At 74.2% G+C, this 16,888-nt stretch carries 17 protein-coding genes; 10 read left to right on the top strand and 7 right to left on the bottom strand.

Annotated features, from left to right (window positions below):
* Positions 1-81: 81 nt before the first annotated feature.
* Positions 82-2,082, bottom strand: coding sequence for an AAA family ATPase (locus tag ACIP4P_RS25980; protein ID WP_400922328.1), 2,001 nt, complete (start codon positions 2,080-2,082; stop codon positions 82-84).
* Positions 2,083-2,469: 387 nt separating this feature from the next.
* On the bottom strand, positions 2,470-3,117 hold the full coding sequence (locus ACIP4P_RS25985; RefSeq protein WP_400922330.1) for a uridine kinase: 648 nt from the start codon (positions 3,115-3,117) through the stop codon (positions 2,470-2,472).
* Positions 3,118-3,382: 265 nt separating this feature from the next.
* Between ACIP4P_RS25985 and ACIP4P_RS25990 the strand changes: the two genes are divergently transcribed.
* Positions 3,383-4,546: an acyl-CoA dehydrogenase family protein gene (locus tag ACIP4P_RS25990; protein ID WP_400922250.1), complete on the top strand. Its 1,164-nt coding sequence runs from the start codon at positions 3,383-3,385 to the stop codon at positions 4,544-4,546.
* Between the two features lie 201 nt (positions 4,547-4,747).
* On the opposite strand, the gene ACIP4P_RS25995 is transcribed toward ACIP4P_RS25990, so the two are convergent.
* Positions 4,748-5,221, bottom strand: a complete 474-nt coding sequence (locus ACIP4P_RS25995) for a hypothetical protein (RefSeq protein WP_350517522.1) — start codon at positions 5,219-5,221, stop codon at positions 4,748-4,750.
* A gap of 230 nt (positions 5,222-5,451) precedes the next feature.
* Here ACIP4P_RS25995 and ACIP4P_RS26000 point away from each other — a divergent pair, with 230 nt between their 5' ends.
* The 5 genes from ACIP4P_RS26000 (at position 5,452) to fxsA (ending at position 10,408) form a co-directional block, all read left to right on the top strand.
* Complete coding sequence (locus ACIP4P_RS26000; protein ID WP_045694655.1) at positions 5,452-5,892, top strand: Lrp/AsnC family transcriptional regulator; 441 nt, start codon at positions 5,452-5,454, stop codon at positions 5,890-5,892.
* A gap of 31 nt (positions 5,893-5,923) precedes the next feature.
* Positions 5,924-7,531, top strand: coding sequence for an amidohydrolase (locus ACIP4P_RS26005; protein ID WP_400922253.1), 1,608 nt, complete (start codon positions 5,924-5,926; stop codon positions 7,529-7,531).
* Positions 7,532-7,574: 43 nt separating this feature from the next.
* Positions 7,575-8,027, top strand: coding sequence for an N-acetyltransferase (locus ACIP4P_RS26010; protein WP_350517524.1), 453 nt, complete (start codon positions 7,575-7,577; stop codon positions 8,025-8,027).
* 106 nt (positions 8,028-8,133) lie between these two features.
* Complete coding sequence (gene lnt / locus ACIP4P_RS26015) at positions 8,134-9,774, top strand: apolipoprotein N-acyltransferase (RefSeq protein WP_400922255.1); 1,641 nt, start codon at positions 8,134-8,136, stop codon at positions 9,772-9,774.
* 55 nt (positions 9,775-9,829) lie between these two features.
* Positions 9,830-10,408, top strand: a complete 579-nt coding sequence (fxsA, locus tag ACIP4P_RS26020) for an FxsA family membrane protein (RefSeq protein ID WP_400922257.1) — start codon at positions 9,830-9,832, stop codon at positions 10,406-10,408.
* A gap of 99 nt (positions 10,409-10,507) precedes the next feature.
* Here the strand turns inward: fxsA and ACIP4P_RS26025 are convergent, their stop codons facing one another.
* The 3 genes from ACIP4P_RS26025 to ACIP4P_RS26035 form a co-directional block, all read right to left on the bottom strand.
* Positions 10,508-10,882 (bottom strand): RNA polymerase-binding protein RbpA, encoded by a 375-nt coding sequence (locus ACIP4P_RS26025; RefSeq protein WP_350517527.1) that lies wholly within the window; start codon positions 10,880-10,882, stop codon positions 10,508-10,510.
* Between the two features lie 278 nt (positions 10,883-11,160).
* On the bottom strand, positions 11,161-12,774 hold the full coding sequence (locus tag ACIP4P_RS26030; RefSeq protein ID WP_400922260.1) for a hypothetical protein: 1,614 nt from the start codon (positions 12,772-12,774) through the stop codon (positions 11,161-11,163).
* Positions 12,775-12,884: 110 nt separating this feature from the next.
* The gene (locus ACIP4P_RS26035; protein WP_097238968.1) at positions 12,885-13,079 is read right to left on the bottom strand and encodes a hypothetical protein; all 195 of its coding nucleotides are present in this window, start codon (positions 13,077-13,079) and stop codon (positions 12,885-12,887) included.
* Positions 13,080-13,506: 427 nt separating this feature from the next.
* Here ACIP4P_RS26035 and ACIP4P_RS26040 point away from each other — a divergent pair, with 427 nt between their 5' ends.
* From ACIP4P_RS26040 to ACIP4P_RS26055, 4 genes are all read left to right on the top strand, one after another.
* Positions 13,507-13,899, top strand: a complete 393-nt coding sequence (locus ACIP4P_RS26040) for an ankyrin repeat domain-containing protein (RefSeq protein ID WP_400922262.1) — start codon at positions 13,507-13,509, stop codon at positions 13,897-13,899.
* Positions 13,900-13,923: 24 nt separating this feature from the next.
* Entirely contained in the window at positions 13,924-14,439 is a 516-nt protein-coding gene (locus ACIP4P_RS26045) for a GNAT family N-acetyltransferase (RefSeq protein WP_350517530.1), read from the top strand.
* Positions 14,440-14,468: 29 nt separating this feature from the next.
* Positions 14,469-15,542 (top strand): serine hydrolase domain-containing protein, encoded by a 1,074-nt coding sequence (locus ACIP4P_RS26050; protein WP_400922265.1) that lies wholly within the window; start codon positions 14,469-14,471, stop codon positions 15,540-15,542.
* A 110-nt stretch (positions 15,543-15,652) separates the two neighbouring features.
* Positions 15,653-16,156 carry an NUDIX domain-containing protein gene (locus ACIP4P_RS26055; RefSeq protein ID WP_400922267.1) on the top strand — a complete coding sequence of 168 codons (504 nt, stop codon included), beginning with the start codon at positions 15,653-15,655 and terminating at the stop codon, positions 16,154-16,156.
* Positions 16,157-16,174: 18 nt separating this feature from the next.
* Here the strand turns inward: ACIP4P_RS26055 and ACIP4P_RS26060 are convergent, their stop codons facing one another.
* Positions 16,175-16,831 carry a vitamin K epoxide reductase family protein gene (locus tag ACIP4P_RS26060; RefSeq protein ID WP_400922269.1) on the bottom strand — a complete coding sequence of 219 codons (657 nt, stop codon included), beginning with the start codon at positions 16,829-16,831 and terminating at the stop codon, positions 16,175-16,177.
* Positions 16,832-16,888: the final 57 nt, after the last annotated feature.

Raw genomic sequence — 16,888 nt, forward strand, 5'->3', positions numbered from 1 at the left:
CGGGGGCGGGCGGGCCGTGGGCTTCGGCCCCGCGGCCCGGCTCCGGCCCCGGCTCCCGGCCCTCAGCCTGCTCCGTGGGCCTCAGCCCCGGCCGTCGATCAGCTCCCCGTACGCCTGCACCAGGTCCGGCAGTCGCAGGGTGGCCAGGTCCTCCCGGCCGGGCGGCTCGCGCAGCAGCGACAGCCGCAGGTCCCGGTAGGCGCAGGACTTCTCGTACAGGGTGCGGATGAACCGGCCGTTGCCCAGTTCGTCGATCCAGCCCTCGCGCACCACGTGGACGCAGATGCTGGCCAGCTCCTCGGCGGCGTCCTCGTCCCAGCCGTCGCCGTCCCGGCCGGCCAGCGCCGCGCCGATCGCGGTCAGCTCGTTCGGCCGGTAGCTGGGGAAGTCGACCCGGGTGGTGAAGCGGGAGTTGAGGCCGGGGTTGGTGGCGAGCAGCCGGTTCATCCCCTCGGGGTAGCCGGCCAGGATCACCACCAGCCGGTCCCGGTTGTCCTCGGCCCGCTTGAGCAGCACCTGGAGCGCCTCGTCGCCGTACGCGTCGCCCTTGGTGTAGCCGGAGTTGGAGAGGCTGTAGGCCTCGTCGATGAACAGCACGCCGTCCAGCGCGGAGTCGATCAGCTCGTTCGCCTTGACCGCGGTCTGGCCGAGGAACTCGCCCACCAGGTCGGCGCGTTGGGCCTCCACCAGGTGGTCGCCGGAGAGCAGGCCGAGGGCGTGGAAGACCCGGCCGAGGATCCGGGCCACGGTGGTCTTGCCGGTGCCGGAGGGGCCGGAGAAGACGAAGTGCCGCTTCGGCGGCTGGACCGGCAGGCCCTGCTCGGCCCGCAGTCGGGACATCCTCAACTGGGCTGAGAGCGCCCGCACTTGGCGCTTGACCGGCTCCAGTCCCACCATCAGCGAGAGTTCGGCCAGGGCGGCGTCCAACTCCCTTTCGCTGGCCACCGGGCGGGGCGCCGGAAGGGCGACGGCGCGGGGCTGGGCCTCGCCGCGCACGGGCAGCGGCAGCGGTGCGGTCGGGGCGGTGGGTACCGTCGGGGCGCCCGAGCCGGAGCGCTCGCCGGTCGGCTGCGGGGCGCCGTCCGCCGGCGCGGTGCCCGGCTCCTGGGCCGGCCCGGCGAGCGGGCCGTCCACCAGTGTCGCGTCCACCGAGGGGCCGCCGGCCGGGACGGTGCCGAACCCGGCGTCGTAGAGCGGGTCTTCGGCGTACCCGGGGTCGTCCTGGAGGCCCGGCTGACCGCCCGGACCGGTGCCGTCCAGCCCGGTCCCGTCCAGCCCGGCCGGGTCCAGCCCGGTGCCCTCCAGCCCGGTGCCCTCCAGCCCTGTGCCGTCCGGCCCGCCCGGGCGCCCCTCGGCGAGCAGCCCGTCCGCGAGCGCGTCCTCCGCGGAGATCGCCGCCAGTCGGGCCGAGGTGTCCATGAACGCCGGGTCGGCCCGGTGCACCGCGCGGTAGAGCGGCAGGGCCGCCGCGCTGCGCCCGGCCCCCTCGTACGCCCGGGCCAGCCAGTAGCGCAGCTCCTTGCGCTGGGGCTGCTCGGAGCGGCAGCGCGCCAGCGAGGCGGCCAGCGGCCCCTGCGCCTGGGCGCACATGTCCAGCCGGACCCGGGCCATCCCGGCGAACAGTCCGGCCTCGATGCCCAACAGCGGGTCGTCCAGCAGGTGGTCGGTGTCCCGGATCAACTGCTCCCAGTCCTTGAGCAGATAGGAGCGGCAGGCGTACAGGAACTGCGCGGACGGGTCCTCGCTCGGCGCCGGGCACTGCTCCAACGCCCGGTCCAGCTCGGTCAGGTGGCGGCCGTCCAGCCAGTGCGAGGCGTGCGCCAACGCGAGGTCACGGACGTCCTCCAGCACCGGCTGCACCCACCAGCCCAGCCAGTACCAGGAACTGAGCGGGCGCCGGTGCAGCCGCCGCTGCTCGCCGAAGCGGTTCTGGTTGCGGTACATGGCCAGCAGTGCCGCCGAGGTGTCGCTGCGCAGCGCGTGCAGTCCGAGCCAGGCGTCGGCCATGCCCGGGTCCAGCCGGACGGCCGCCCGGAACTCCTCCTCGGCCCGGGTGTAGGCACCCGCCGTGTAGGCGTCCATGGCCCGCAGCCAGGCCCGGTCGGCGAGCCGGTCCGGGCCGCCCGCCGTGCTGTCGGAACTGTCCACCGTCGTCACTCACGCCCCCCGCGGTGTGGCCCGGGGCTCGGCCGGCGGATCGCCTGTGCGCAGCCGGGCCGGTGGTCGTCGAGCCCCCGGGGCGCATATGCGCCTACCGGGAATCGTACCGGCGCGGGGCTGATCCGGAAGGGTGCCGAACGGGGTCAAATGCGATCGCGCACACGGTGGTTGAGCAGGGAAATGGCCGAAACACCGCTGACCGACGGGCAGTCGGGGGGACCGGGCGGCGCCCCCGGCTCACGGGGGAACAAGCCGGGGACGCCGGGTCCGAGGCGGCCGGAACGGTGGGTTCCGGCGGCTGAGGAGAACCTAGATCCTGGTGATGTCGCAGGTCAAGGGCCTGATCGAAGGCTCACCGACGGTGCCCGTCAGGATCCGTCCGGTCACCCCGTCGACCCGCGTCTCGGCGTACGGGCGGCTCGGGTCGGCGGCGAAGTGCGCCGCCTCCGCGCGGGCCCAACCCGCCCAGAATCCGGCGAGTTCCGGTCCGTCCCGCTGCTCGCCCCGGCGCCGGGCCGCGGCGGCCTCCAGTTCCATCCAGATCACCCGGGCCAGCCACGGCCGCACCTCCCGGCGCCCGGCCCCGACCCCTTCCACCAGCACCACCGGGGCGACCGGCACCCGGGCGGTGCCCGCGAAGCGGCGCAGCGTCCAGTCGTACACCCGGTGGTCGGCGTCCCGGCCGGCCGCCAGCGGCTCCAGCACCTGTTCGCGCAGCCGGCCGGTCCAGCCGAAGAGCTCGTCGTGGGTGGCCAGGTCGTCGAGGTGGACCACCGGCGCCCCGCCGAGTGCCGCCGCCAGCCGCCCGGCGAAGGTGGTCTTGCCGGAGCCCGCGTGCCCGTCCACCGCGACCAGTCGCACCGGCCCGCAGGACGGCGGCAGCGCGCGCAGTTCCCCGGCCAGCGCGGCCAGCGGGTCGACGACACGGACGGCGTCGACGGCGTCGCGCCCGGTCAGCGGGCCGGCGGGAGCGGGCGGACGGGGGGAGGGGGCGGTTCCGGATGCAGCCACAACGTCAACCCTACGGTGCCGTAGCCCACCACTGCGTCCAGTTCATCGGTGCAGGTCGTGACGGCAGCGCGGGTTTCGGGCATACTCGCCTTCGCCACGCCTGTGAACGGCCGTTCACCGCAACCCGGTGCCGGTCGGGCCGACCTGCCACACCCGCGCCGGACCACCCGCCACCCCGGGCCGGCGCCCGATCTTGGAGGCGACCCTCGCCATGACCCCCTCCCCCGTGAAAGCCGTGGAGCGCCAGCTGCCCAGCGAGGAGGCCCGCGAGCTGCTGAGCCTCACCCGCGACCTGGTCCAGCGCGAGCTCCAGCCGCGCGCGGCGGAGGACGAGGCCGCGGGCCGCTTCCCCCGGGAGGTCTTCCGCACCCTCGGCGAGGCCGGCCTGCTCTCCCTCCCGTACGACGAGCGGTACGGCGGCGGCGCGCAGCCCTACGAGGTCTACCTCCAGGTACTGGAGGAGCTCGCGTCGGGCTGGCTGGCCGTCGGCCTCGGCGTCAGCGTGCACACCCTGTCCTGCCACGCGCTGGCCACCTTCGGCAGCGACGAGCAGCGCGAGCAGTGGCTGCCCGGCATGCTCTCCGGCGACCAGCTCGGGGCCTACTGCCTCTCCGAGCCGCAGTCCGGCTCGGACGCGGCGGCCCTGCGCACCCGCGCCGACCTCGACGGCGGCGAGTACGTGGTCAACGGCACCAAGGCGTGGATCACCCACGGTGGCCAGGCCGACTTCTACAGCGCCCTGGTGCGCACCGGCGTGGACGGCCCCAAGGGCATCAGCTGCCTGCTCGTCCCCGGTACCCAGCAGGGCCTGTCGGCCGCGCCGCCGGAGCACAAGATGGGCATGCGTTCCTCGCCGACCGCCCAACTGCACTTCGACGGCGCCCGGGTGCCCGCCGAGCGGCTGATCGGCGAGGAGGGCCAGGGCTTCCAGATCGCGCTCGCCGCGCTGGACTCCGGCCGCCTCGGCATCGCCGCCTGCGCGATCGGCGTCGCCCAGGCCGCGCTCGACCTCGCGGTCGACTACGCCCGCACCCGCCGCCAGTTCGGCCGCCCGATCGCCGAGTTCCAGGGCCTGTCCTTCATGCTCGCCGACATGGCCACCCAGATCGAGGCCGGGCGTTCGCTGTACCTCACCGCGGCCCGGCTGCGGGACGCGGGCCGGCCGTTCTCCAAGGAGGCGGCGATGGCCAAGCTGTTCTGCACCGACACGGCGATGCGGGTGACCACCGACGCCGTGCAGGTGCTCGGCGGCTACGGCTACACCCAGGACTTCCCGGCCGAGCGCTACATGCGCGAGGCCAAGGTGCTGCAGATCGTCGAGGGCACCAACCAGATCCAGCGCCTGGTGATCGGCCGCCACCTCACCAAGGGCTGAACCGAGGCCCGAACCGAGGGCTGAACCAAGGGCCGGAGCAAGGCCCGAACCGAGGGCCGGAGCAAGGCCCGACCCAAAGCCCGAGGGCCGAGCAGCCCTCCCCGAAACGGCCCCCGGCCGTCACTCCAGGGTGCGGAGTGACGGCCGGGGGCGATTCCATGTCGTCCGACGCTGCGTCAACTCGCCGACACCCGGCGGCAGTCAGCGCCGCGCGAGCCGCCGGCGCTGCTCCGGGATGGTGGCCAGCGGCACGGCCGCGGCGACGGCGGCCGCCGCGTCGCGCAGCGGCCGGTGCACCAGCGCGTGCGAGAACGGCTGGGTGCGCCAGTCGAGTCCGCTCGGCAGCTTGAGCAACAGCGCGGCGAACCCGGTCGGTTCGGCGTCCTCCGGGGCCTCCACCTCGGCCAGGTCGTCGGTCGGGATGCCCGAACCCGGGCAGATCGCGGGGGCGAAGGGGTCCCAGGCGGTGGGCAGCAGGGCGTGCTGCGGCAGCCGCTCCTCGTCCGCCACCAGGGCGATCGGACGACGGCACTCGGGGCAGTGGACTCGGAAGATGTCCCAGTACTCGGCCTCGCCGGGGTCGACGCCCGGCACGTGGTCGACCGCGAGGTCGTCGCGGCCGGTCAGTTCGTCGGTCTCGTCGGCGGCCAGCACGCGCTGGTCAGTAGCAGGCATGAGGATCCCCCTAGGATCGGGCCCGGCGTGGTCGCTCTGGGGCCACAACCAGCACTTCCCTGCCATTCGCGCTCATAACCCTGCGGAGTTGTGCACCGCGATGCACCGGGTGTGTCCTTGGCCACACCGCCCGCCACATTCACCCGGCACTTGCCCTTCTGACACCTGCAATCCCACCGCGTGCCACCGCGTGCGCCCCCCGTGCTCCCGACCGGGTAGGTTTGCGCACTGTGGAGGATCTCGACCAACGCATCGTCCAGCTGCTTCTGGAAGACGGCCGGATGAGCTACACGGACCTGGGCAAGGCCACCGGCCTGTCCACCTCGGCGGTGCACCAACGGGTGCGCCGCCTGGAACAGCGCGGGGTGATCCGCGGCTACACCGCGATCATCGACCCCGACGCCGTCGACCTGGCGCTGACCGCGTTCATCTCGGTCAAGCCCTTCGACCCCAGCGCTCCGGACGACACCCCGGAGCGACTGGCCGGGCTGCCCGAGATCGAGGCCTGTCACAGCGTCGCCGGCGACGAGAACTACATCCTCAAGGTGCGCGTCGGTGCCCCCGGCGACCTGGAGGACCTGCTCGCCCGCATCCGCAGCGCCGCCGGAGTCTCCACCCGCACCACCGTGGTGCTCTCCACTCCCTACGAGGCCCGACCCCCGAAGCTCTGAGTCGGACCCGGTGAGGTGCAGACTTAGCCGCATGACCGAAAGCACCTCCCGGACCGTCCTGCTGCGCGGCGGCGCCGTCTACAGCCCCGCCGACCCCTTCGCCACCGCGATGCTCGTGGAGGGCGGGCACATCGCCTGGGTCGGCAGCGACGGCGCCGCCGAGGCCTACGCCGCGACCGCCGACGAGATCGTCGAGCTGGACGGCGCCCTGGTCACCCCCGCCTTCGTCGACGCCCATGTGCACGCCACCGCCACCGGACTGGCGCTCACCGGCCTCGACCTCACCGGCAGCCCCTCGCTGGCCGCCACCCTGGCCGCCGTCACCGCCTTCGTCGAGGCGCGGCCCGAGCCCGGCGGTGTGCTGATCGGCCACGGCTGGGACGAGACCGGCTGGCCCGAGGGCCGCCCGCCCACGCGCGCCGAACTGGACGACGCCGCCCGCGGTGCCGCGCTCTACCTCTCCCGCACCGACGTGCACTCCGCGCTCGCCACCACCGCGCTGCGCACCCTCACCGAGGGCCTCGCCGAGCGGCCCGGCTTCGACGCCGACGGCCCGCTCACCAAGGACGCCCACCACGCCGTCCGGCAGACCGCGCTGGCCCGCCTCACCCCCGAGCAGCGCCGCCGCGCCCAGCGCGCCACCCTGGCCCGGGCCGCCGAACTCGGCATCGGCGCCCTGCACGAGTGCGCCGGCCCGGAGATCTCCTCGGAGCAGGACCTGGCCGCCCTGCTGGCCCTGGCCGCCGACGGTGAGGGCCCCGAAGTCATCGGCTACTGGGGCGAGTTGGGCGGCGTGGAGACGGCCCGACGGATCGGCGCGACCGGCGTCGGCGGCGACCTCTTCGTGGACGGCGCGCTGGGCTCGCACACCGCCTGCCTGCACGCCCCCTACGTGGACGCCGAGCACACCGGCACCGCCTACCTGACCGCCGAACAGGTCGCCGACCACGTCGCCGCCTGCACCGAGGCCGGGCTGCAGGCCGGCTTCCACGCCATCGGCGATGCGGCCATCAGCGCCGTCGTCGAGGGCGTCCGGGCGGCCGGCGAGCGGGTCGGCGCGGACCGGGTCAGGGCGCTGCGCCACCGGGTCGAGCACGCCGAGGCGATGGACGACAAGGCCATCGCCGCCTTCGCCGAGCTCGGCCTGACCGCCTCCGTGCAGCCCGCCTTCGACGCCGCCTGGGGCGGCCCGGACGGCATGTACGTGCAGCGCCTGGGCGCCGAGCGGGCCGCCGGCCTCAACCCGTACGCCGCGCTGCTGCGGGCCGGCGTCCCGCTGGCCTTCGGCTCGGACGCCCCGGTCACCCCGCTCGACCCCTGGGGCACCGTGCGCGCCGCGGCCTTCCACCGGACCCTGGAGCACCGGATCTCGGTCCGCGCCGCCTTCACCGCCCACACCCGCGGCGGCTGGCGCGCGATCGGCCGCGACCACGACGGCGTGCTGGTGCCCGGCGCGATCGCCAACTACGCGATCTGGGCCGCCGAGGAGCTCGTCGTCCAGGCGCCCGACTCCCGGGTGGCCGGCTGGTCCACCGACCCGCGCTCCGGCACCCCGGGCCTGCCCGACCTCACCCCGGGCCGCGAACTGCCGGTCTGCCTGCGCACGGTGGTCCGCGGCCGCACCGTCCACCAGCGGTAGAACCGGGTGAGCCGGTGGGCCGCGGCCCCGTAGGTTGACCGCCATGACCGCACTGGTGCCCGCCGACTTCACCGTCCCGCGCGAGCTGCTCGCCCCGGGGTTCCGCCTGGAGCCCCTGGGCGAGCGGCACAACGCCTCCGACCACGCCGCCTGGACGGGCAGCGTGGAGCACATCCGCGCCACTCCCGGCTGGGCCGGCCGCGGCTGGCCGCCCGCCGACGGCATGTCCGCCGAGGAGAACCTCGCCGATCTGCGCCGGCACGCCGCCGACTTCGAGGCCCGCCGGGGCTTCACCTACACCGTCCTGGAGCCGGACCGCGACGAGGTGATCGGCTGCGTCTACGTCTACCCGGACCGGGAGGACCCGGCCACGGTCTCGGTCAGCTCCTGGGTCCGCGCCGACCGCGCCGAACTCGACGCCCCGCTCCACCGGGCCGTCCACGACTGGCTCACCGACCACTGGCCGCTGGCGCGGTTCCACTACGCGGAGCGCTGACGGGCCGGCCCCAGCACCCTGACCTCACGCGATTCCGACCTTCCGGGGTACCTTCTTCGCACAGCGTCCGAACAGCAAGCCCCAGGAAGATGGTGCGCCGGTGGCCATGCCCGTCACCCAGGAGCGGTCCGGGACCGCTCCCGAGCAGCCGGAACCGGCCCCGAAACCCGGCCTCGTCGCCCGCGTACTCGCCAAGGTCCGCGCCGGGCTGCCGCGCACCGGCCTCGCCGCGCTGGCCGGCCTGCTGCTCGCGCTCGCCTTCCCGCCGTACGACCTGTGGCCGCTGTCGCTGCTCGGCGTCGCCGCGCTGTCGCTGCTCACCCGGGGCCGCACCTTCCGTCAGGGCGCCTGGACGGGCTTCGCCTTCGGCTTCCCGTTCTTCCTGATGCTGCTCAGCTGGCTGCGGGTGGTCGGCTGGGACGCCACGGTCGGCCTGTCGGTCATCGAGGCGCTGTTCCTGGCCCTGCTCGGCGGCGCGCTGGCGCTCACCTCCAGGCTGCCCGGCTGGGCGCTCTGGGCGGCCGCGCTGTGGGTCACCCAGGAGTGGGCGCGCGACCGGCTGCCGCTCGGCGGCTTCCCCTGGGGCCGGTTGGCCTTCGCCAACACCGCGACCCCGTACACCCCGCTGGCCGCGCTCGGCGGCGCGCCGCTGGTGACCTTCGCCGTCGCGCTCTCCGGCACCCTGCTCGCCTGGGCGACGCTGCGCCTGCGCGGACCGGGTCGGGCGCCGAAGGCGGCCGCGCTGGCGGCGCTCGGCGCGGTGGCCGCCCTGCTGGCCGGCTACCTCGTCCCGGTGCCGACCGCCGCGGCCGACACCGTGAAGGTCGCCATCGTCCAGGGCAACGTGCCCAACCCGGGGATGGACTTCCTCGGCCGCCCGATGATGGTGCTCAACAACCACGCCTCGGCCACCGAGCGCCTCGCCGCCGACGTCCAGGCCGGCAAGGTGCCGAAGCCCGACGTGGTGATCTGGCCGGAGAACTCCTCCGACCTCGACCCGTTCAGCGACCCGCTGGCCCGCCAGCGGATCGACGAGGCGGTCAAGGCCGTCGGCGTGCCCACCCTGGTCGGCACCCTGGTGGACGGCCCGGACGCCCAGCACGTCCAGAACGAGGGCATCGTCTGGGACCCGGTCACCGGCCCCGGCGCCTCCTACACCAAGCAGCACCCCGTCCCGTTCGGCGAGTACGTGCCGTTCCGCGCCCAGCTGATGAAGGTGATCACCCGCCTCCAGCGGGTCGCCCGCGACTTCTACCCCGGCGACCACAACGGCGTGATGCAGCTCGGCCCGGCCAGGATCGGCGACGTGATCTGCTTCGAGGTGGCCTACGACGAGATCGTCCGGGACACCGTGGACAGCGGCGCCCGGGTGCTGGTGGTGCAGACCAACAACGCGACCTACGCGAAGACCGGCCAGCCCGAGCAGCAGCTCGCGATGAGCCGGCTGCGCGCCGTCGAGCACGGTCGGGCCGTGCTGATCGCCGCCACCAGCGGGATCAGCGCGGTGATCGCCCCGGACGGCACCGTCGAGCAGCGCACCGCGGAGCTGACCCCGGCCGAGCTGTCGGCCACCGTCCCGCTGCGCGACGGCACCACGGTGGCCGACCGGATCGGCGCCGTCCCGGAGTGGACGCTGGCGATCGGCGGCCTGCTGGCCTGCGCCGCGGCCGTGCTGGTCGGCCGCCGCCGGAAGGCCGTGGACGGAACACCGGCCGCCGGGGAATCGTTGGACCAGGTGGTGCCGTAGCCGGCCCGGACCTCCCGTGCGGCGCGCAGAGCACCGCCTGGAGTGGATTCGTACCGTGACCCAGCAAGCTACCCCGACCCGTCCGGCCCCGCGTAGCAGGCTGCGCCGGGTGCTGCCGCTGCTGATCACCGCCTGGCTGGTGCTGGAGATCTGGCTGCTGGTCCTGGTGGGCTCGTGGCTGGGCGGCTTCGCCGTCCTGCTGCTGCTCATCGGCGGCGGCCTGATCGGCGGCTCGCTGATCAAGCGGGCGGGCCTGAAGGCGCTGTCGGCGGCGATCGAGCAGAGCAAGAACCCGCAGTCCGAGCAGCCGCAGACCGGGACCAGCATGACGGTGCTGGCCGGGCTGCTGCTGATCATCCCGGGCTTCCTGTCCGACCTGGTCGCCCTGACCCTGCTGTTCCCGCCGACCCGGGCGCTGTGGCGGTCCGTCGGCCGCCGGGTCGCGGACAAGGCGATCCGCAGCACGGCCGGCGCGGGCACCGATCCGTTCGCGGACGCGATGCGGCTGCAGGAGCAGCTGCGGATCCACCGCCCGGACGGCAAGGTGGTCCAGGGCGAGGTGGTCGATCCGGACGCCGGCCCGCGCGGTCCGCAGGGCCCGGACACCGGTTACCGCCCGCCGATCACCGGCTGAGCGTCCCGCCCGGGCGGGACGAGGCCCGGCAACGCGAAAGGGACCCTGGTGACCAGGGTCCCTTTTCGCGTCCTCCCGCGCGTGGCGGGAGCGAGGTTGTCAGGCGCTCTTGCGGGTGTCCCGCGGGTGCACCGCGAGGTTCATCCCACCGGAGCGGAGCACGGCCAGCCGCTCGGCCAGCACCTCCTCCAGCTCCTCGCGCGTCCGGCGCTCCATCAGCATGTCCCAATGGGTGCGCGTGGGCTTGACCTTCTTCTCCTCCGGCTCGTCACCGTCGAGGAGCATCGCCTCCTGGCCGCAGAAGCGGCATTCCCAGGTCTGGGGGATCTCCGCCTCGACCGAGAAAGGAACCTCGAATCGGTGTCCGTTCTGACATGCGTACTCGACGGTCTGGCGGGGAGCCAGATCGATACCACGGTCGGTCTCGTAGCTAGTGGCCCCGAGTCGCGTGCCGCGGAGAGCTCGCTCGCTCATGAATCGTGCCTCCCGGGCTTATGGCCCACAGGACTAGTGGTCGCTGTTCTTCGTCGTTCGGTCAACGCTCGGCTTCCGACGAAGATTCCCGTCCCGGGACATGCGTCGTCTGTTGTGCCGCCCCTGTTTGTACCCATCAACGCCCGATTTGTCACATCTGGACGGTGATATCACCCCGGGTGTCACCTATTTCACATCTGGTGATCGTGCGGACTTTCTGTGACGAGCGTACCGGGACGGGATTCCGCGGCCTCCGTCGCCCCCGGGGGAGCGGGCGGTCAGGAGATCGGTCGGGACCGGATCATCGGCTCCGTCTTGCCGAGGTCGATCGAGTGTACGGGCGGGACGGTGTCGGCGGGGACGACCGGTGGGCGGTCCGGGCGCGGCGGGGCGTCGGAGGCGGGCTCGGTCCGGCTGTCGCGGTGCGGCAGCAGGGCGATCACCGCGTCCCGCAGCGGGGCCGGGGCGTCCTCGTCCAGCGGGTCGACGGTGGCCGGGACCTGGAGCCGGACCGGGGAGCCGTTGCCGATCCGGGCGTAGCCGCGGCCGACCGGGGCGTGCGCGGCGGGCACGATGTCCAGCGGTGCGCCGAGCACGGCGTGGCCGTCCTCGGGGGTGGCCGGGCCGAGCAGCACCCGGGCCCGGGTGGTGGCCCGGACGGTCGGGGTGATCCGGTCGGCGGCCTCGACGTCGTCGGCGATCACCACGGTGACCCGGGCGGCCCGGCCGTGCCGCAGCGGCAGCTCCAGCAGCTCCTGCGGGTCCGGACGGCCCTCGGCGTGGGCCAGCTCGCCCAGCTCGGTGGGGTGGTCCAGCAGCAGCCACAGCGGCCGGGTGACGTCCTCCGGCAGGGTCGCGCCGGTGTGCCGGGCGGTGTTGAGCGCGGCGAGTCGGCGCTCGGTCTCCTGCGCGGCCCAGTCCAGCGCGGCCAGCGCGCCGTGCAGGCTGGTCTCCACGGTGTGCACGCCGGGCCGGTTCACCAGGCAGGCGTGCTCGCCGGTCCCGGCGCCGTCGATCACCATCAGGTCGGCGTACGGGAGCACCTGGAGCGCGATCGAGCGGACCAGGCTGGAGGTGCCGTACCCGGCGACGCCGAGCGCCAGCAGGTGCGGTTCGGAGGAGCGCGGGCCGGTGCGCCAGATCACCGGCGGCTGCTGGGCGGTGGTGCCGCCCTGGTGGACCGGGATGGTGCGGGCGGTGCCGTCCTCGTCGGTGAAGCCGAGCACGATCTCGCCGGGGGCGGCCACGAAGCGCTGGGCGGCGATGTCGGTGGGCAGCGGGGCCAGCGCGGTGATCCGCAGCCGGTTGGACTCCTCGTCCCAGTCGAAGCGGTACTCCCGGGCCCGGCCGGCCTTGCCCTGGACGACCTGCTCGATCCGGGCCCGGGCGGTCGGCTCGGTGTCGGTGAAGTATGCGGGGTAGCCCAGCTCCAGCCGGGAGAGCCGGCCCTCGCCGTCGAACTCCCAGGAGCTGAAGGCGTTCTTGTAGCTGCCCTCGAAGTGGTACAGCGGGTTGGCGTCCTCGGGGCCGCACAGGTAGGGCGTGAGGGCCGAGTAGAGGGCGCCGAGCTTGACGTCGGCCACGTCGGGCGCGGGCGGGGCGGGCGCCGCCTTGGGGGCCCGGCCGGCCCAGGCGGCGCTGGCCATCAGGGCGACCAGCGCGAACAGCAGGCCGTGCGGCAGCAGGTAGATGCCGACCAGCATCGCGGCGGACAGGAACAGCGTCGGGCCGCGGCGCTCCTTGGGGGTGGCCTGCCAGCGGCCCTTGGCCCAGCCGGCGTGGTGGCGCAGCCCGCGGCCGATCACGGCGAGCGGGGCGAACATGTCGGTGGCGTGGTCCCCGGCGGTTCGGGCGAACTCGCGGCCCTTGCCGAGATGGCGGTGGAGCGGCATTCCATGACTCCCCGGACGAGTGGGACGGGTGGGGTGAGGGGGGACTGCTCGGCGGTACGACGGGGCCCGGGGCGGTGGGATCCGCGCCCGGGCCGGTGGGGGAGTGGCGGCTAGAACCGAATGCCGCCGAGCAGGCTCGCCAGGCTGGCACCGCCGGCGGTGATGCTCGGGGCGATCGAGGAACCGGCGACGTAGAAACCGAAGAGGGCGCAGACGATGGCGTGGGAGACCTTCAGTCCGTCCCTGCGGAAGAACAGAAAGGCGATGGTGCCGAACAGGACGATGCCGGAAATCGAGAGGATCACTTCTGCTCCTCGGGGAGGGGGACGGGGGACAGTGTTACTTAAAGTGCCCTAATCGTGACAAAAAGTAATAGATGATGGAACGGCGCAAATGGGTGGTTCTGCCGTTCAATGCCGCCCCGGAAGCCGGGTGGAGGTATGCGAACCGGCCCGGGTGGGGGCCTCGTCCCGCAGGGATGGCGCGTGGATTCGGTGCCGCGAGGCATTCCCGGGGGGTGGGTGGGAAGTTTCCGGGGGGTCCCGGAAGTTCGCTCGAATGGCGGCGCAACCCGCGTGGCCGCACGTCGTACCCTCCGCACCGCCCGCGGGCCGCGGGCCGGACCGGCGCGGTGGGCGTCCGGAATCCGGACGCCCGCTGGCCCGGGCCGGCGCCGGCCGCTACGGTGCGGTACGCACCAGCCCCGCCCGTCCTCAGGAAAGGCAGCCCGCCATGACCGATGCCCCCGACGCCGAGGTGATCGCGCTCGCCGGGAAGCTCTTCGACGCCGCCCGGGCCGGCGACACCGCCACCCTGGCCACCGCCCTCGACGCGGGCGTCTCCGCCGACCTCACCAACGGCAGCGGCGACACCCTGGTGATGCTCGCCGCCTACCACGGCCACGCCGCCACGGTCGAGGCTCTGCTCCAGCGCGGCGCCGACCCGAACCGCGCCAACGACAAGGGCCAGACCCCGCTGGCCGGCGCCGTGTTCAAGGGCGGAGTGGACGTCGTCGACGCCCTGCTGGCCGGCGGCGCCGACCCGAAGGCCGGCGTCCCGTCCGCCGTCGACGCCGCCGCGATGTTCGGCAAGACCGAGCTGCTCGCCCGGTTCGAGGGTCGTTGATATGACGCCGTAGGCTCTTCCCCCATGGAGAGCACCGCCGCCCAGGCCACCGGTACCGTCGAGTTCCGCATCACCGGGTACGCCCACCCCGACGCCCAGGCCCTGGCGGCGGAGGTGCAGCAGGAGTACGTCCGCCGCTACGGCAGCCCGGACGAGACCGTCATGCACCCCGCGGACTTCGAGGCACCGGCCGGCCTGTTCCTGATCGCCTACCTGGACGGCCGTCCGGTCGCCTGCGGCGGCTGGCGGGCCAAGCGGACCAGCCCGGACGGTCTGCGGGACGGCGACGCCGAGCTCAAGCGGATGTTCGTGATACCCGAGGCCCGCGGCCGGGGCCTGGCCCGGGCGGTGCTGCGCCGGCTGGAGGACACCGCCGTCGAGGCCGGGCGCACCCGGGTGGTCCTGGAGACCGGCACCGAGCAGCCCGAGGCCGTCGCGCTGTACGGCTCCGAGGGCTACGCGGCGATCCGCAAGTTCGGGATCTACAAGGACCACCCGCAGAGCATCTGCCTCGGCAAGGAACTCACCGCCGCGGTCTGAGCGCCACACCCGCCGGGTAGACAGCCCTGGTGAGCCCTCGACCGCCCGAAGCCGAACGCCTTCCCGCCCTGGCCGCGCCGGGCGGGGAACTGGACCGCCTGGTCGCGGAGGGCGTGCGCACCGTCGGCGCGGGCGCCGTCTGGGCCGTCGGCGACGCCCGGGGCGCGCTCGGCGGCGGTGGCCACGGCACCCTCGGGCAGGGCCCGTACGCGCGGCTCGCCGCCGGGCCGGACACCCTCTACGACCTCGCCAGCCTCACCAAGGTCACGGCGCTCTGGCCGTGCGCCGGAGTGCTGTGGCAGTCCGGGCGACTGCCGCTGGACGAACCCCTCGGCAGCTGGTGGCCGCCCGCCGCCGGGCGTCCGATGGGTGTCGTGACGGTTCGTCAACTCCTCTCCCACACCGCTGGATTGCTCCCGTACACCCGCTTCGAGCGGCTCTACGGCCCGGACCGCGCGGCGATCCGGGCCGGGGTGATCGCCGCCCCGCTGCACCGCGCGCCGGGCACCGCCGTCGAGTACACCGACCGCGCCGCCGTGCTGCTCGGCTACCTGGTGGAGGACCTCGGCGGGGCGCGGCTGGACGCCCTCGCCGCACGCTGGGCCTGGTCGCCGCTCGGCATGACCGACACCCGCTACGGTCCGCTGGGCGCCGCCGAGACCGCCCGGACCGCGCCCACCGAGTACCACGAGCCGATCGACGCCCATCTGCGCGGCATCGTGCACGACCCCTCCGCCCGGATGCTCGGCGGCGTCTCCGGCAACGCCGGCGCCTTCTCCACCGCCCACGACCTCGCCCGCTTCCTCACCGCCCTGCTCGACCCGCCGGCCCGACTGCCCTGGGGCGGACCGTGGATCACCGAATCGCTGCGCGAGCAGACCGGCGGCCTGGCCCCCGCCCGCGGCCTGTCCTGGCTGGTCGCGGCCGGCACCGAACCCGCCGAAGGCACCTTCGTCCACTACGGCTTCACCGGCACCGGGATCTGGGTCTCCCGCCGGCTCGGCCGCTGGGCCCTGCTGCTCACCAACCAGGTGCACCACAGCCGGGTCACCCAGCCGCTCACCGACCTGCGCAACGCCTACCGGCGGGCGGTCTTCGGGTAGGCCTGCCCGACCGACTACCCGATCGGGTGGATTAGGCACCAACCGCCTTTGCCGGGGCGGGGATCGCGGCAGAGTGACCGCGACGGACGGCAGCCGGCGGAGGAGGCGCGATGACGGAGACCTGGGCCCTCACGGAGGAGGAGTGGCTCTCCCGGATAGTGCGTGCCTACATCGGGTGCAGCGTGCTGCTCACCGACCGGGACGGCAAGGTCCTGCTGCTGCAGGCCGGTTACCGCGACCACTGGCAGTTGCCCGGCGGCGAGATGGACCCGGGGGAGGGCCCGGCCGAGTGCGCGGCCCGGGAACTCCGGGAGGAGACCGGGCTGTCGGTCGAGGAGTTGCGGCTGCTGGTGGTCGAGTGGCGGGACGCGATCCCCGACCAGGGCGAACACGCCCACCCCGCCGTGCACTTCACGTTCGACGGCGGCACGGTCGCGCCGGGCGCGGTGGTCCGGCTCCAGCCGGAGGAGATCGCCGACCACGGCTACTTCACCCCCGCCCGGGCCGCCGCCCTGCTGCACCCCTGCGCGGTGCACCGGCTCACCGGGGCCCTGGAGGCCCGGCGGACCGGCGCCGCCGCGCTGCTGCACTCGGCGGGGTACGTCGGCTCATAGCGGGCGCCCAGTGGGCTCCTAGAGCAGGGTGCTCCAGTAGTACCAGAACCGGTTGAGCACCAGCAGGGCGAGCACCGCCGCCCACAGCACCGGCAGCGCCCAGTGGTAGCGCGCCGCCTCCCGGACGACCGTCCGCAGCCGCGGTCCGACCGGGATCACCCCCGTGCGCAGGTTGTGCAGCGTGGTGTACCAGAACAGCACCACCGTCGTCGCCCACACCACCATGCAGTACGGGCAGAGCGCGCCGATGCCGTACAGCGACTGGTCGATCAGCCAGTGCGTGAACACGATGCCCAGGGTGGTCCCGGCCTGCAGGCCCAGCCAGAACCAGCGCCGGTACCCGGCGCCGGCCAGCAGTCCCGCGCCGATCGCCGCCAGCGCGCCGAAGGCGGCCAGGCCGAGCAGCGAGTTCGGGAAGCCGAACACCGCGGCCTCCTCGGTGCGCATCACCGAACCGCAGCTGATGATCGGATTGATGTTGCAGCTGGGGATGTACGACGGGTTCTCCAGCAGGCGGAGCTTGTCGAAGGTCAGGACGGCCGAGGCGGTCAGCCCGATGAGTCCGGCGAGGAACACCAGGAGCGCGAAGGCCCGGCTCGCCCCGATCGGGCCCGGGCCGGCGGCGTCGGGGGAGTCGGGGGCGGGGCGGGAGGGGTGCACGGTAGTCGCGGTCATGACAGCACACTCCGGTGGCTGGCTGGGAGGGGCCGGTCCGGCCGGGAGTTCGGCCGG

The organism is Kitasatospora sp. NPDC089509, from assembly GCF_044749365.1.
GTDB lineage: Bacteria > Actinomycetota > Actinomycetes > Streptomycetales > Streptomycetaceae > Kitasatospora.